General features: G+C 50.5%; 14 protein-coding genes. 5 read left to right on the top strand and 9 right to left on the bottom strand.

All coding sequences use genetic code 11. The features are described from left to right. Nucleotides 1-58: 58 nt before the first annotated feature. The 5 genes from cysE to HV302_RS00645 form a co-directional block, all read right to left on the bottom strand. Complete coding sequence (cysE, locus tag HV302_RS00665) at nucleotides 59-880, bottom strand: serine O-acetyltransferase (protein WP_016154965.1); 822 nt, start codon at nucleotides 878-880, stop codon at nucleotides 59-61. A gap of 77 nt (nucleotides 881-957) precedes the next feature. Then, nucleotides 958-1,977, bottom strand: coding sequence for an NAD(P)H-dependent glycerol-3-phosphate dehydrogenase (gene gpsA, locus HV302_RS00660; RefSeq protein ID WP_016154966.1), 1,020 nt, complete (start codon nucleotides 1,975-1,977; stop codon nucleotides 958-960). Next, on the bottom strand, nucleotides 1,977-2,444 hold the full coding sequence (secB, locus tag HV302_RS00655; RefSeq protein ID WP_003024155.1) for a protein-export chaperone SecB: 468 nt from the start codon (nucleotides 2,442-2,444) through the stop codon (nucleotides 1,977-1,979). Before secB ends, gpsA begins: the two co-directional genes overlap by 1 nt. Before the next feature lie 46 nt (nucleotides 2,445-2,490). Beyond that, the gene (gene grxC, locus HV302_RS00650) at nucleotides 2,491-2,742 is read right to left on the bottom strand and encodes a glutaredoxin 3 (protein WP_003024152.1); all 252 of its coding nucleotides are present in this window, start codon (nucleotides 2,740-2,742) and stop codon (nucleotides 2,491-2,493) included. A 51-nt stretch (nucleotides 2,743-2,793) separates the two neighbouring features. After that, nucleotides 2,794-3,225: a rhodanese-like domain-containing protein gene (locus HV302_RS00645; protein ID WP_005120473.1), complete on the bottom strand. Its 432-nt coding sequence runs from the start codon at nucleotides 3,223-3,225 to the stop codon at nucleotides 2,794-2,796. Between the two features lie 247 nt (nucleotides 3,226-3,472). On the opposite strand from HV302_RS00645, the gene gpmM reads away from it, so the two are divergent. Genes gpmM through HV302_RS00630 form a run of 3 tightly spaced genes read left to right on the top strand, consistent with a single transcriptional unit; the run spans nucleotide 3,473 to nucleotide 7,285 of the window. Next, nucleotides 3,473-5,017 carry a 2,3-bisphosphoglycerate-independent phosphoglycerate mutase gene (gene gpmM, locus HV302_RS00640; RefSeq protein ID WP_016154967.1) on the top strand — a complete coding sequence of 515 codons (1,545 nt, stop codon included), beginning with the start codon at nucleotides 3,473-3,475 and terminating at the stop codon, nucleotides 5,015-5,017. A 33-nt stretch (nucleotides 5,018-5,050) separates the two neighbouring features. Next, nucleotides 5,051-6,310, top strand: coding sequence for a murein hydrolase activator EnvC (gene envC, locus HV302_RS00635; protein WP_230330234.1), 1,260 nt, complete (start codon nucleotides 5,051-5,053; stop codon nucleotides 6,308-6,310). A gap of 3 nt (nucleotides 6,311-6,313) precedes the next feature. After that, on the top strand, nucleotides 6,314-7,285 hold the full coding sequence (locus tag HV302_RS00630) for a divergent polysaccharide deacetylase family protein (protein ID WP_153689905.1): 972 nt from the start codon (nucleotides 6,314-6,316) through the stop codon (nucleotides 7,283-7,285). Here HV302_RS00630 and HV302_RS00625 read toward each other — a convergent pair. Continuing rightward, nucleotides 7,272-8,306 (bottom strand): glycosyltransferase, encoded by a 1,035-nt coding sequence (locus HV302_RS00625; protein WP_101700435.1) that lies wholly within the window; start codon nucleotides 8,304-8,306, stop codon nucleotides 7,272-7,274. The genes HV302_RS00630 and HV302_RS00625 overlap by 14 nt on opposite strands. A gap of 244 nt (nucleotides 8,307-8,550) precedes the next feature. On the opposite strand from HV302_RS00625, the gene rfaY reads away from it, so the two are divergent. Beyond that, nucleotides 8,551-9,237 carry a lipopolysaccharide core heptose(II) kinase RfaY gene (rfaY, locus tag HV302_RS00620; RefSeq protein ID WP_181626791.1) on the top strand — a complete coding sequence of 229 codons (687 nt, stop codon included), beginning with the start codon at nucleotides 8,551-8,553 and terminating at the stop codon, nucleotides 9,235-9,237. A 67-nt stretch (nucleotides 9,238-9,304) separates the two neighbouring features. Here the strand turns inward: rfaY and tdh are convergent, their stop codons facing one another. From tdh to yibB, 3 genes are all read right to left on the bottom strand, one after another. After that, complete coding sequence (tdh, locus tag HV302_RS00615; RefSeq protein WP_046275753.1) at nucleotides 9,305-10,330, bottom strand: L-threonine 3-dehydrogenase; 1,026 nt, start codon at nucleotides 10,328-10,330, stop codon at nucleotides 9,305-9,307. A 9-nt stretch (nucleotides 10,331-10,339) separates the two neighbouring features. Next, complete coding sequence (kbl, locus tag HV302_RS00610; protein ID WP_046275754.1) at nucleotides 10,340-11,536, bottom strand: glycine C-acetyltransferase; 1,197 nt, start codon at nucleotides 11,534-11,536, stop codon at nucleotides 10,340-10,342. Nucleotides 11,537-11,814: 278 nt separating this feature from the next. Next, entirely contained in the window at nucleotides 11,815-12,672 is an 858-nt protein-coding gene (gene yibB, locus HV302_RS00605; RefSeq protein ID WP_191212332.1) for a protein YibB, read from the bottom strand. Between the two features lie 278 nt (nucleotides 12,673-12,950). Between yibB and rfaD the strand changes: the two genes are divergently transcribed. Beyond that, entirely contained in the window at nucleotides 12,951-13,883 is a 933-nt protein-coding gene (rfaD, locus tag HV302_RS00600) for an ADP-glyceromanno-heptose 6-epimerase (RefSeq protein ID WP_003827312.1), read from the top strand. Nucleotide 13,884: the final 1 nt, after the last annotated feature.

Genomic DNA, 13,884 nt, shown 5'->3' with positions numbered 1-13,884 from the left:
ATACGTGAGGATGACGAGCACAGCTCAGGTTCAATCTGCCAGGTAAGATAGCTCGAAATCAGATACCATCTCCATACTCAAAAGTATGATGTATCCCGTTGAAATGCTGATCCATATCCATGGACGGCTTATCGCTGTCAGGCTTGCCGACGATGCGTGCCGGAACGCCTGCTGCAGTGGTATGCGGGGGTACCGGCTGTAAAACGACGGAACCTGCGCCAATCTTCGCGCCGCGCCCGACTTCAATGTTGCCGAGAATTTTTGCTCCCGCGCCAATCATCACGCCTTCACGAATTTTCGGATGACGGTCACCGCCAGCTTTACCGGTCCCGCCCAGCGTGACGGATTGCAAAATAGAGACGTCGTTTTCAATCACGGCAGTTTCACCGACCACAATACCAGTGGCGTGATCGAGCATAATCCCACGGCCAATTTTTGCCGCCGGGTGAATGTCTACCTGGAAGCTAACGGACACCTGATTTTGCAGGAAGATCGCCAGCGCCTGACGCCCCTGATGCCACAGCCAGTGACCGATACGGTAGGCCTGAAGCGCATGAAAGCCCTTCAGATACAGAAGTGGGGTGGAATATTTATCGACAGCCGGATCACGCGTGCGTACCGCCTGAATATCACAGGCCGCTGAGGCAATCATTTCAGGATCGGCCGCGTAGGCCTCTTCCACGACTTCGCGAATGGCAATGGCGGGCATGATCGGAGAAGCGAGTTTATTCGCCAGCATATAGCTCAGCGCACTGCCGAGGTTTTCATGCTTGAGCAGCGTTGCGTGGTAAAAACTGGCCAGCATTGGTTCACATTCCGCCAGTGCCCGGGCTTCCGCTTTAATGTTTTTCCAGACGATATCCAGTTCTTCACACGGCATTGCGTACTCCAGAAGGTAGCAAAACGACCGACCCGTTCTTCGCGGGTCGGGTCGTTATATTCAACAGTTCCTTACAGCTAGTGGCGACTCAGCTCGTCCCTGCGTGCACGGCCTAATAACGTCAATGCTGCCTCGCGCGCGTTTTTTCCGCAATACAATACTTGATAAATTTCCTCGGTTATTGGCATCTCAACACCAAAACGGTGCGCCAATTCACGAACTTCTTTCGTATTGCGGTAGCCTTCAACCACCTGACCAATCTTATCCTGCGCCCCCTGCACGTCCATCCCCTGGCCGAGCATCATGCCAAAACGACGGTTACGCGACTGGTTGTCGGTACAGGTCAGCACCAGATCGCCTAAACCCGCCATACCCATAAAGGTGGCAGGATCGGCACCCAGCGCCGCGCCAAGACGAGACATTTCGGTCAGTCCACGGGTGATCAATGCGGTTCGCGCATTCGCGCCGAAACCGATGCCGTCAGACATCCCCGCGCCAATCGCAATGACGTTTTTCACCGCGCCGCCAAGCTGCACGCCAATGAAATCCGGATTGCTGTAAACGCGGAAGCTCTTGCCACAGTGCAGCAACTGCTGGAGATCGTCAGCAAAGGTGTCGTCCGTCGAGGCCAGAGAAATCGCCGTCGGCATGCCCGCCGCCAGCTCTTTGGCGAACGTCGGACCGGAGATAACCGCCAGTGGAATAGAATTCCCCAGCGCTTCACGCGCGACGTCCTGCAGCAGGCGTCCCGTTTCCGCTTCCAGACCCTTTGTCGCCCAGACCAGACGCGCGTCAGGACGCATCAGCGGTTTGATGTTGCGCAGCACTTCGCCAAAGACATGGCTCGGCACCACCACCAGAATATTACGACTGGCGGCCAGCGCAGTGGCTAAATCACTTTCCAGGCGCAGCGTTTCGGGAAAAGGCACATCAGGGAGGAACGCGACGTTGCAGCGATCGTGCTCGAGGGTCGCGATATGTTTCGGATCATGGCCCCACAGGACAACCTGATGGCCATTTCTTGCCAGGGTGATGGCAAGAGCGGTGCCGTACGAGCCGGCACCAATCACAGTCATTGAAGCATTACTTTGGTTCATCAGGCATCCTGATGTTCTTCAGTACCTTCGCCAGCCTGCTGCTGTAAATAGTTCATGAACAGCGCATCAAAGTTGACCGGCGCAAGGTTCAGTTGCGGGAATGTACCGCGGGAAACCAGGCTGGTGATGCATTCTCGGGCATACGGGAACAGAATGTTCGGGCAGTATGCACCAAGGCAATGCGCCATCTGAGTCCCTTCAATACCACTGATGGAGAAAATACCGCCCTGCTGAACTTCACACAGGAACGCAGTTTCTTCACCCAGAGAAGCCGTTACGGTGACACGCAGCACTACTTCATACACATCATCTGCCAGTTGGGTAGATGCGGTATCAAGATCCAGTTTAACCTCTGGCTGCCAATCTTTCTGGAAAACATGTGGTGCATTTGGCGCTTCGAAAGACACATCCTTGGTATAAATACGTTGGATCTGGAAAGCCATTTCAGTGTTATTTTGTTCTGACATGTTGAGAAAACCCTTTAGTGTTGTCCTTTAAATACTTCGGTACGCCTTAACGCAGCAGTGGATCCAGTCCACCACGTGCATCCAACGCATACAAGTCGTCACAACCACCAATGTGCTGTGCATCAATAAAAATCTGCGGAACCGTTGTACGGCCACTGCGCTTGATCATCTCTTCACGCTTCACGGCATCGCCGTCAATCGGAAGTTCCTGGAAACTCACACCCTTGCTGTTCAACAGCGCCTTTGCGCGATGGCAAAACGGGCAGGTCGCTTTGGTATAGATCTCAATATTGGCCATGACTTATCTCCAGTGTTCTTTTACCCTGAGGCATGAAAGAAGACGGGTAAATTACTTGCCGCGAACCAGTGGCAGATTCTCGCCACTCCAGCCCGCTACGCCGTCTTTCAGTACAGATACCTGCTCAAAACCGGCTTTAATCAGCGCAGTTGCTGAATCCTGGCACTGCATACCAGAGCCATCAACCACAATAACAGGTTTGTTTTTGTGTTTTTCCAGCTCGCCAAAATTGTTGGCTTTGATTTCGCTCGGCAGCAGGTTAGTGGAGCCCGCGATATGGCCTTTGCGGAAGTCGTCGCGCTGACGTAAATCCACAATCACCGCATCTTCTTTGTTGATAAGACGAGTGGCTTCTCCGCGCGTAATTACCTTCACTTTCGAAGTCAGGCTCTTAAACGTGGTAAATAATACAGCCGCCAGTAACGCAATCCAGGCGATACTCAATACAGGGTGGCGACTAACAAATTGCATAATTTCTTGCATGGGGGGTAACAACTCCCGACTTAGTGATTAAAAAACCAGGAAAGGAGTATACCTGCGCGTTGGCGCAAATACAGCCAGAGCGTGCATTGGATTGCATTTTTGCGGGGCGCTACGGAAAAAAAAACGTAAATCCGCGCCCTCTGCGACACGCTCTGGTCGATTATTTGATCTTCTGGGGCTATTTTATCGATTCAGCTGTAGTAAAATTACGCAATTATTTTTGTCTATTGAGTGTGAGGTTGTCGCAATGTCGGTTTCTAAAAAACCTATGGTACTGGTGATTCTGGATGGCTATGGCTATCGTGAAGACAGCCAGGATAACGCCATCTTTAATGCCAAAACCCCGGTAATGGATGCTCTGTGGGCAAAACGTCCGCATACCCTGATTGATGCCTCTGGCCTGGAAGTCGGCCTGCCCGATCGCCAGATGGGCAACTCCGAAGTGGGTCACGTCAACCTGGGCGCGGGCCGCATCGTGTATCAGGACCTGACCCGTCTGGATGTTGAAATTAAAGAACGGACTTTCTTCGCTAACCCAGTGCTGACCGATGCGGTCGACCAGGCAAAAAATAGCGGCAAAGCGGTTCATATCATGGGCCTGCTCTCTGCTGGCGGCGTTCACAGCCACGAAGATCACATCATGGCGATGGTCGAAATGGCAGCTGAACGCGGTGCTGAGAAAATCTATCTGCACGCTTTCCTTGATGGCCGTGATACCCCGCCGCGCAGCGCTGAACATTCGCTGCAGAAATTCGAAGAGAAATTTGCCGCGCTGGGCAAAGGCCGCGTAGCGTCCATCATCGGTCGTTACTACGCCATGGACCGCGACAACCGTTGGGATCGCGTTGAACAGGCTTATGACCTGATGACGCTGGCAAAAGGCGAGTTCCAGTTCGCTACGGCTGTTGAAGGCCTGCAGGCTGCTTATGCCCGCGACGAAAACGACGAATTCGTGAAAGCGACCGTGATCCGTGCTGAAGGCCAGGCTGAAGCCGCCATGGAAGACGGCGATACGCTGATTTTCATGAACTTCCGTGCTGACCGTGCGCGTGAAATCACCCGTGCGTTTGTTAACGCTGACTTCGACGGCTTCGCCCGTAAGAAAGTCGTTAACCTCAACTTTGTGATGCTGACCGAATACGCAGCCGACATCAAAACTGCTGTTGCTTACCCACCAGCGTCTCTGGCCAACACCCTTGGCGAGTGGATGGCGAAGAATGACAAAACGCAGCTGCGTATTTCCGAAACTGAAAAATATGCCCACGTGACCTTCTTCTTTAACGGCGGCGTAGAAGAGCCGTTCAAAGGCGAAGATCGCATCCTGATCAACTCGCCGAAAGTCGCGACCTACGATCTGCAGCCGGAAATGAGCTCTGCTGAGCTGACCGAGAAGCTGGTTGCTGCGATTCAGAGCGGAAAATACGACACCATCATTTGTAACTACCCGAACGGCGACATGGTTGGTCACACCGGGGTGATGGAAGCTGCGGTTAAAGCGGTTGAAGCGCTGGATCACTGCGTTGAGCAGGTGACTAAAGCGGTTGAATCCGTTGGCGGCCAACTGCTGATCACCGCGGACCACGGTAACGCAGAGCAAATGCGCGATCCGTCCACCGGTCAGGCACATACAGCACACACCAACCTGCCCGTTCCGCTGATTTATGTCGGTGGTAAAAACGTCAAAGCAGTTGAAGGCGGCAAACTTTCTGATATCGCCCCGACGATGCTGACGCTGATGGGTATGGAAATCCCGCAAGAGATGACTGGTAAGCCGCTGTTCATCGTGGAATAATCCCTCCCCATGAGGGGAAAGGCGATTAATACCATCACTTGGGCCGTGAAACTGCAAAAGCTTTCAGTCAGGCCCTTGTTCTACGCCAGCGCGCTTAGCGCTGGCGTATTGCTGTGCGCCTTTTCCGCCCACGCGGACGAGCGCGATCAGCTCAAATCTATTCAGGCTGATATCGCGGCAAAAGAACGCGCGGTACGCCAACAACAACAACAACGCTCCACTCTCCTCGCTCAACTTAAAGCTCAGGAACAGGCCATCGCCGTTGCTGCCAGGCAACTACGCGAAACGCAAAACTCGCTGGCGCAGCTGAATGCGCAAATCACTGAAATGAATGCCGCCCTCGCGAAGCTGGAAAAACAGCGGGCTGCGCAAGAGCGTAGCCTGGCAGCCCAACTTGACGCAGCGTTTCGCCAGGGCGAACACACCGGTATTCAGCTCATTCTGAGCGGGGAAGAGAGCCAGCGCGGGCAACGCCTGCAGGCCTATTTCGGCTATCTGAACCAGGCGCGGCAGGAAACCATCGCGCAGTTGAAACAAACCCGCGAAGAGGTCGACTCGCAAAAAGCCGAGCTGGAAGATAAGCAGAGCGAACAGCAGACGTTGCTGTACGAACAGCGCGCTCAGCAGGCTAAGCTGGAGCAGGCGCGTAATGAACGCAAGAAGACGCTCTCGGGTCTGGAGTCATCGATTCAGCAGGGCCAGCAGCAACTGGGCGAAATGCGCGCCAACGAATCACGCCTGCGCAACAGCATTGCTCGCGCCGAAGCCGCAGCCAAAGCACGTGCGGAACGTGAAGCACGCGAGGCGCAGGCCGTACGCGACAAACAAAAGGATGCGTCACGGAAAGGCTCAACCTACAAGCCAACCGAAAGCGAAAAATCACTGATGTCCCGTACCGGCGGTTTAGGTTCCCCACGCGGCCAGGCATTCTGGCCCGTTCGTGGCCCAACGCTACATCGTTATGGCGAACAGTTGCAAGGTGAGCTACGTTGGAAGGGGATGGTTATTGGCGCATCCGAAGGCACCGAAGTTAAAGCCATTGCCGATGGCCGCGTCATTCTGGCGGACTGGTTGCAGGGCTACGGTCTGGTGGTCGTCGTTGAGCACGGTAAAGGCGATATGAGCCTTTACGGTTATAACCAGAGCGCGCTGGTCAGCGTCGGTACGCAGGTTCGCGCCGGGCAGCCTATTGCACTTGTGGGTAGCAGCGGCGGACAGGGCAGGCCGGCACTCTATTTCGAAATTCGTCGCCAGGGTCAGGCGGTCAATCCACAGCCGTGGTTGGGAAGATAAGTTTTGCCTCAATTTCGTCGTCTATTATTCTCTCTCGCCAGCGTGCTGGCCTTCGCAACACCTGTTTTTGCTGGCAAACTTGCCATCGTTATTGATGATTTCGGCTATCGTCCACACACCGAAAATCAGGTTCTGGCGATGCCTTCCACCCTCTCCGTTGCCGTTCTGCCTAATGCCCCACACGCGCGTGAAATGGCGATTAAAGCGCATAACAGCGGGCATGAAGTTTTAATCCATCTGCCGATGGCGCCGCTGAGCAAACAGCCGTTAGAGAAAGATACTTTGCGCCCGGAAATGAGCAGCGAAGAGATTGAGCGGATTATTCGCGACGCGGTAAGCAAAGTACCGAATGCGGTCGGGCTGAACAACCATATGGGCAGCGCGATGACCTCCAGCCTGTTCGGCATGCAGAAGGTGATGCAGGCGCTGGAACGCTACGATCTCTACTTCCTGGACAGTATGACCATCGGCAACAGTCAGGCAATGCGCGCAGCATCAGGAACCGGCGTGAAGGTTATCAAACGCAAAGTCTTCCTGGATGACACGCAAAACGAAGCCGATATTCGCCGTCAGTTTAATCGTGCCGTTGAGCTTGCGCGCCGCAACGGTTCAGCAATTGCCATTGGGCATCCTCACCCTTCGACGGTTCGCGTCCTGCAGCAGATGCTTTATAACCTGCCTGCGGACATTACGCTGGTTCGCCCAAGCAGCCTGCTCAATGAACCACAGGTAGACACCTCCAGACCAAACCTTACACCGCCGAAGAATGGTAAACCTGATGCGCCACGTAATCCTTTCCGCGGGGTGAGATTATGCAAACCGAAGCAGCCGTTAGAGCCGGTTTACGCCAGCCGCTTCTTCAGCGTGCTCGGTGAAAGCATCACCCAAAGCACGCTGGTGCAGTACATGCGCCTGCAATGGCAAGGCTGGGGGAATACATCCTCACCCAGCCCTATGAACGCTAACGTAAATTAAGCGTTTTACGGGCAATACGAGAGGGCGAGGATGTTTTATCGCGCCATTTCCAGAGACGGAATGACCATAGCAGCGCCTGGTACAAAACTTTGGCGCTGCGTACGTTAGTAATCATGCGCTTATACATACCAGAGACAAAAATCTCTGCAATCATGCGTTGACGAATATGGACATCCGGCTCTTTGCGTACTGCGTGGCAAACGCGTAATGCTTCATAGGTTATTTGCTGATGAAATTCCGGATAAATAGTAATCCGACCCGCATATTCACGATTCAACTTATCCAATAACCGTGTAATTTTAATATAGTGGCGTTGGTAATTGAGATTTTTTAAGCCTTGTCTTTTAAGGCGGCTAACTGATTGATCGTGTAAGAAGTATTTATACAATGATTGCTCGGTATATCGCACACGTTTGGCGTTAAACATAAACTCCGTCGTCCATACAATATCCTGATGATGCAACCCTGGAATAAACGCTATCTTGTTTTTCTCGATAACATCTCTGCGATAAACCCCCATCCAGACCACATGCGTCCAACGGCGTGAAGCCAATGCCATACGTAACCAGTCGGGGCCGGTCAATACACCCGTAGACCGCAGACGGTCCGTCGGTATTGATTGCCAGGTGTCCCCCGTTTCGAAAATGCACCAATCAGAATTGCACTGTGCCAGATCGAGGTCATCCTGAAGCGCCATGGTCATCAGGGTTTCATACATATTGGGATAAACCAGGTCATCGGCATCGACAAATGCAACATAATCCCCTTTGGCCACTGCCAGACCACGATTACGCGCGACAGATGCCCCGGCGTTAGCCTGATGTAACAACCGGACATGGGAATAGTTATCAGCATAATGTCTTGCAATATCAACAGAGTTATCCGTTGAACCGTCATCCACAATAATGATCTCTATCGCAGCCCATGTCTGTGCGATCAAAGATTCCATGCAACCCCGAAAACTATCACCCGCGTTATACAACGGAATAATAACACTCAACATATTTGTGCGGTTTCTCATCAGATAACCCAAGTTTGTCAGTACACTGATGACTTTTACTACAGTTTCATTAAGGAATTATTAAGGCTAGAACGTTTAATTTTCAGAAGCGGCGCAGCGAAAGCAACCAGTATGGGAAAATGCCATGCGGCGCCTGAGTTCAGCGGGCTGTGATAGCTCAGATCATCTACATATTGAGGGACACAACCTGTATACTATACCCCTGTAAATTAACGCGCGATGTACACTGATATTGAGGAAAGTGATGGCCATCAGTAAGACACATGAGAAAGGTTATACGGTCTATTGCAAAGAGACCAAAATAGACCTTAAGTCACTGATGAATAAGTATATAAACAAAGAAATCAGTGGCAAACCATTGAGCAGTGGTAACGCCATGCGCAGTGTAGAACTGGTCGAGTACAACTCACAAAAATTTATCATCAAAAACGACCGTGAAGTTGATCCTCGATTTGAGAAAAAAATGCAGAATTTTATCTCCGGCCCCTTTTATTCCTGGCTCATCAAGAAGCTGGACACACTCTCCCCGGAAATGCGCGCCTGTACAGCCGATCTCTACTATGCCGCTGAAAAAGTACGACTTCGTCAGTGTCATGATGTTTATATTATTCATGAATATGTTGAAGGCACTCCTTTAAAAGAAATTAACCATAAGAATGCCGATGAAGTGAAGCAGTGCGTTCTGCGCCTTCACAAAGCCGGGTTGGCATCTAATGATATCCACCCTGGAAATTTCATTCGTACGCCAGGCGGTGAATTAAGAATAATTGACTTATCCTGTAAGGGAAATATGAAGATTTGCCAGGCTAATGATATTTTAGCTTTGCAGCGAAAATATCATATTAACATCAAAGGAAAAGGATTAATCTATAAGCTCATCTGGCTCAAAGAAGCGATAAGATCTTTATCCAGAAAGCTTCGTGGCAAATAGTATTTATTATTTATACGGCCAGAATAAAGAATCTGGCCGTTGGTAGCATTTAATACAAGTCGAGCATTCAATCCCAGCTCAGGATCACTTTCCCTGACTGGCCCGAGCGCATCGCGTCAAAGCCCTGCTGGAATTCATCGATGGAGAATCGATGGGTGATAATCGGCGACAAATCCAGACCAGACTGAATCAATGCGGCCATCTTGTACCAGGTCTCAAACATCTCACGACCGTAGATACCTTTAATAAACAATCCCTTAAAGATAACTTTAGTCCAGTCGATGGACATGTCTGATGGTGGAATACCCAGCATAGCAATACGGCCACCGTGGTTCATGGTGTCCAGCATGGTGCGAAACGCTGGCGGCGCGCCGGACATCTCCAGACCGACATCAAACCCTTCGGTCATGCCCAGTTCAGCCATCACGTCGGTCAGACTCTCTTTCGACACGTTGACCGCGCGAGTGATGCCCATTTTACGCGCCAGTTCAAGGCGATACTCATTAACATCGGTAATCACCACGTGGCGTGCGCCAACGTGCCTGGCAACCGCTGCCGCCATAATACCGATTGGACCCGCGCCGGAAACCAGCACATCTTCCCCAACCAGATCGAACGACAGCGCCGTATGCACCGCATTACCGAACGGATCGAAGATAGACGCCAGGTCGTCAGAGATGTTGTCCGGAATTTTAAACGCGTTAAATGCCGGGATCACCAGGTATTCTGCAAAGCAGCCAGGACGGTTTACGCCAACACCGGTCGTATTGCGGCACAGGTGAGTACGTCCACCGCGGCAGTTACGGCAATGCCCGCAGGTGATATGACCTTCGCCTGAAACGCGATCGCCGATTTTAAAGCCTTTAACTTCCTGGCCGATGCCAACAACTTCGCCGACATATTCATGTCCAACGACCATCGGTACCGGGATGGTTTTTTGCGACCATTCATCCCAGTTATAAATGTGAACGTCAGTCCCGCAGATGGCTGTTTTACGGATTTTAATCAGCAAATCGTTATGGCCGACTTCCGGTTCAGGAACGTCGGTCATCCAAATGCCCTCTTCCGCTTTCAGTTTGGATAACGCTTTCATTTCACATCCTCAGGCAATAACGCCCAGTTGTTTACCAATGCGTGTGAACGCCTCAACAGCACGCGTAATCTGCTCAGGGGTATGCGCCGCAGACATCTGGGTACGAATACGCGCCTGACCTTTTGGAACCACCGGATAGAAGAATCCAGTAACGTAAATCCCCTCTTTTTGCAGCTCGCGGGCGAACTCTTGCGCCACTACCGCATCCCCCAACATGACCGGGATAATTGCGTGATCCGCTCCCGCTAACGTAAAGCCTGCGGCAGACATTTGCTCGCGGAACTGACGTGCGTTCGCCCACAGGCGATCGCGCAGCTCGCTGCCTGCTTCGACCATCTCCAGCACTTTAATGGAGGCAGAAACAATTGCAGGAGCCAATGAGTTGGAGAACAGATACGGACGGGAACGCTGACGCAACCACTCAACAACCTCTTTGCGCGCTGCGGTGTACCCGCCAGATGCGCCGCCGAGCGCTTTACCCAGCGTACCAGTGATGATGTCCACACGCCCCATCACGTCACAGTATTCATGTGAGCCACGACCATTTTCGCCGACAAAGCCGACAGCATGGGAATCATCAACCATGACCAGCGCGTCGTATTTATCCGCCAGGTCACAAACGCCTTTCAGGTTAGCGATCACACCATCCATAGAGAACACGCCATCGGTGGCGATCAGGATATGACGGGCTCCCGCTTCACGCGCTTCTTTCAGGCGCGCTTCCAGCTCGACCATGTCGTTGTTGGCGTAACGGAAACGCTTTGCTTTACACAAGCGAACACCGTCAATGATAGAAGCGTGGTTGAGCGCATCTGAGATAATCGCATCTTCTGCACCCAGCAGCGTTTCAAACAGGCCGCCGTTGGCGTCAAAGCAGGAAGAGTAAAGAATGGCATCTTCCATACCGAGGAATGCCGCCAGTTTTTGCTCCAGTTGCTTATGGCTGTCCTGGGTACCGCAAATAAAGCGGACCGAAGCCATACCAAATCCGTGAGAATCCATACCTGCTTTTGCAGCTGCAATCAGTTCCGGGTGGTTAGCCAGCCCCAGATAGTTGTTCGCACAAAAGTTAATAACGTGGCTTCCGTCCGCCACGGTGATATCCGCCTGCTGGGCAGACGTAATAATGCGCTCTTCTTTAAACAATCCTTCCGCACGTGCGGTTTCGAGATCGTTCGTTAACTGTTTGTAAAAATCCCCACGCATTTCAATTCTCCAGACTGGGCAAATTTCAGCACATATTACCCAAAGCTATACGCTGATACGAGATGACGCATCATCACTTCTTCAAAATGAAGCATAAATCACGTATACCCACATGGCTAATCAGTGATGCCGTCGTATGGATTCATTGGACGCACTGAATCGCAACCAATTGAATTGGCTGGATTTTATAAAAAATCATAAAAAAAAACAGCAATAGCAGAAGAATGCCTTTGCAGCATTCTATCTGGTTAGGTAACCCTTCAATCTCATTCAAGCCACTACTTTCGAGTGAGAAAAATTCGCAATGCCTGGAGTTTTGCACCTAAAGCGGTTCGCCGATAAACACGGAACAGATCGAACCATTTGCCCCGACCAAGGTAATTAAGCATTAATAGATCAGGGCGCTTGTAATAACACATGACAAAAATACCCTGATCATCATCAACAATATTATTTCTGAGAGTCTCTTTTTGACACTCAGTGACTAATGAGTAAAACTCTTTCCATTTCTCTGGTGAACCAACAATAGCGCCGCCGATAATATAAGTATGATTCCCGATCATAAAATCATAAACCTGTTTTCTGGATGATATAACCAGACCCTTTTTAATCGTGAAGAGATGCATTTTATTACGGTCAAAAGGGAAGTCCCATACTTTTAATCCGCGAGTAACCTGCGGTTTACGGCAATATTCGAAGTCTACCCAGGCAACCATCGGAGTATTAACTAAGCCTGCATTTATGGCCTTCACTACAAAATATGCTTTTAAATTATTGATCAACACATATTCTGGAGACCAGTACTCAGGGTTACCTAGCTGTCGCGTCTCTAATTTATTCTTAAAGGTATCATCCTGCTGGATTTGTCTTATTTTATTATTAATATGCTTAAATTTTTTACCTAAATCTATGGTTATAATTTTTGTGGGCTTACCTTTGCGTATTTCCGCAACTTTGTCCTCAAACTCAGACGAAGTAAAAATAACCATTTCATTTTCTAAAGCGGCTAACCGTTTGAAGTAGTCAAAATAGACATCAGAAGATCGGGAAAGTTTTTCACGGAAGCCTTTATTAACAGTCCACTCCCCCCTACCGATATCAAAATATGCTGTCACAATAGTGGTAGACGATTTCATAACCATTTTCAAACCATTAATAAAAAAAATATTATATCACATAGTTTTTGTTTTTGTACATATAATATACATAGATGGATATAAAAAAACTAAGTACATTTAAGATTAATTTAATAGACTTAATAACCATTAAATAAGCATTCTTATACTGGTGTTTATAGGCCTTCTACCGACCCACCATCTTACTTAAGAGGCTGAAGGGATGCCGATGTGATGGTATGATTACAGACATTAGTGTCTGAGATTGTCTCTGACTCCAAAATTCGAAGGTTACATTTATGATCATCGTTACCGGCGGCGCGGGCTTTATCGGCAGCAACATCGTCAAGTCATTGAATGATAAAGGCATCACCGACATCCTGGTGGTGGACAACCTGAAAGATGGCACCAAGTTTGTTAACCTGGTGGATCTGAATATTGCTGACTACATGGACAAGGAAGACTTCCTGATCCAGATTATGGCCGGAGAAGATTTCGGCGATATCGAAGCGATTTTCCACGAAGGCGCATGCTCCTCCACTACCGAGTGGGACGGCAAGTATATGATGGATAACAACTATCAATACTCCAAAGAGCTGTTGCACTACTGCCTGGAGCGTGAAATTCCGTTCCTGTATGCGTCCTCTGCCGCCACCTACGGCGGCCGCACTTCTGATTTCATCGAATCCCGTGAATATGAGAAACCGCTGAACGTTTACGGCTACTCAAAATTCCTGTTCGACGAGTACGTTCGTCAGATCCTGCCAGAAGCTAATTCTCAGATTGTTGGCTTCCGCTATTTCAACGTCTACGGACCGCGTGAAGGCCATAAAGGCAGCATGGCGAGCGTCGCTTTCCACCTCAACACCCAGCTCAACAATGGCGAAACACCAAAACTGTTCGAAGGCAGTGAAAACTTCAAGCGTGATTTCGTTTACGTAGGCGATGTGGCTGCGGTGAACCTGTGGTTCCTGGAAAACGGGGTTTCCGGCATCTTTAACCTTGGTACCGGTCGTGCGGAATCTTTCCAGGCCGTTGCCGATGCAACGCTTGCGTACCACAAAAAAGGCAGCATTGAGTACATCCCATTCCCGGAAAAACTGAAAGGTCGCTATCAGGCGTTTACCCAGGCCGATCTGACTAATCTACGCGCTGCGGGCTATGACAAGCCGTTTAAAACCGTTGCTGAAGGTGTAACGGAATATATGGCCTGGCTGAACCGCGACGCGTAAG

Source organism: Citrobacter sp. RHBSTW-00859, from assembly GCF_013729795.1.
GTDB lineage: Bacteria > Pseudomonadota > Gammaproteobacteria > Enterobacterales > Enterobacteriaceae > Citrobacter > Citrobacter braakii.
The sequence above is the reverse complement of the archived record's forward strand: the minus strand, read 5'-3'. Positions and strand labels throughout refer to the sequence as shown.

Bases quoted from the DNA above. Each gene is read 5' to 3' on its own strand.
- cysE (WP_016154965.1), bottom strand. From the start codon at position 880: ATGCCGTGTGAAGAACTGGATATCGTCTGGAAAAACATTAAAGCGGAA.
- gpsA (WP_016154966.1), bottom strand. From the start codon at position 1,977: ATGAACCAAAGTAATGCTTCAATGACTGTGATTGGTGCCGGCTCGTAC.
- secB (WP_003024155.1), bottom strand. From the start codon at position 2,444: ATGTCAGAACAAAATAACACTGAAATGGCTTTCCAGATCCAACGTATT.
- grxC (WP_003024152.1), bottom strand. From the start codon at position 2,742: ATGGCCAATATTGAGATCTATACCAAAGCGACCTGCCCGTTTTGCCAT.
- HV302_RS00645 (WP_005120473.1), bottom strand. From the start codon at position 3,225: ATGCAAGAAATTATGCAATTTGTTAGTCGCCACCCTGTATTGAGTATC.
- gpmM (WP_016154967.1), top strand. From the start codon at position 3,473: ATGTCGGTTTCTAAAAAACCTATGGTACTGGTGATTCTGGATGGCTAT.
- HV302_RS00625 (WP_101700435.1), bottom strand. From the start codon at position 8,306: ATGAGAAACCGCACAAATATGTTGAGTGTTATTATTCCGTTGTATAAC.
- rfaY (WP_181626791.1), top strand. From the start codon at position 8,551: ATGGCCATCAGTAAGACACATGAGAAAGGTTATACGGTCTATTGCAAA.
- tdh (WP_046275753.1), bottom strand. From the start codon at position 10,330: ATGAAAGCGTTATCCAAACTGAAAGCGGAAGAGGGCATTTGGATGACC.
- kbl (WP_046275754.1), bottom strand. From the start codon at position 11,536: ATGCGTGGGGATTTTTACAAACAGTTAACGAACGATCTCGAAACCGCA.
- yibB (WP_191212332.1), bottom strand. From the start codon at position 12,672: ATGAAATCGTCTACCACTATTGTGACAGCATATTTTGATATCGGTAGG.
- rfaD (WP_003827312.1), top strand. From the start codon at position 12,951: ATGATCATCGTTACCGGCGGCGCGGGCTTTATCGGCAGCAACATCGTC.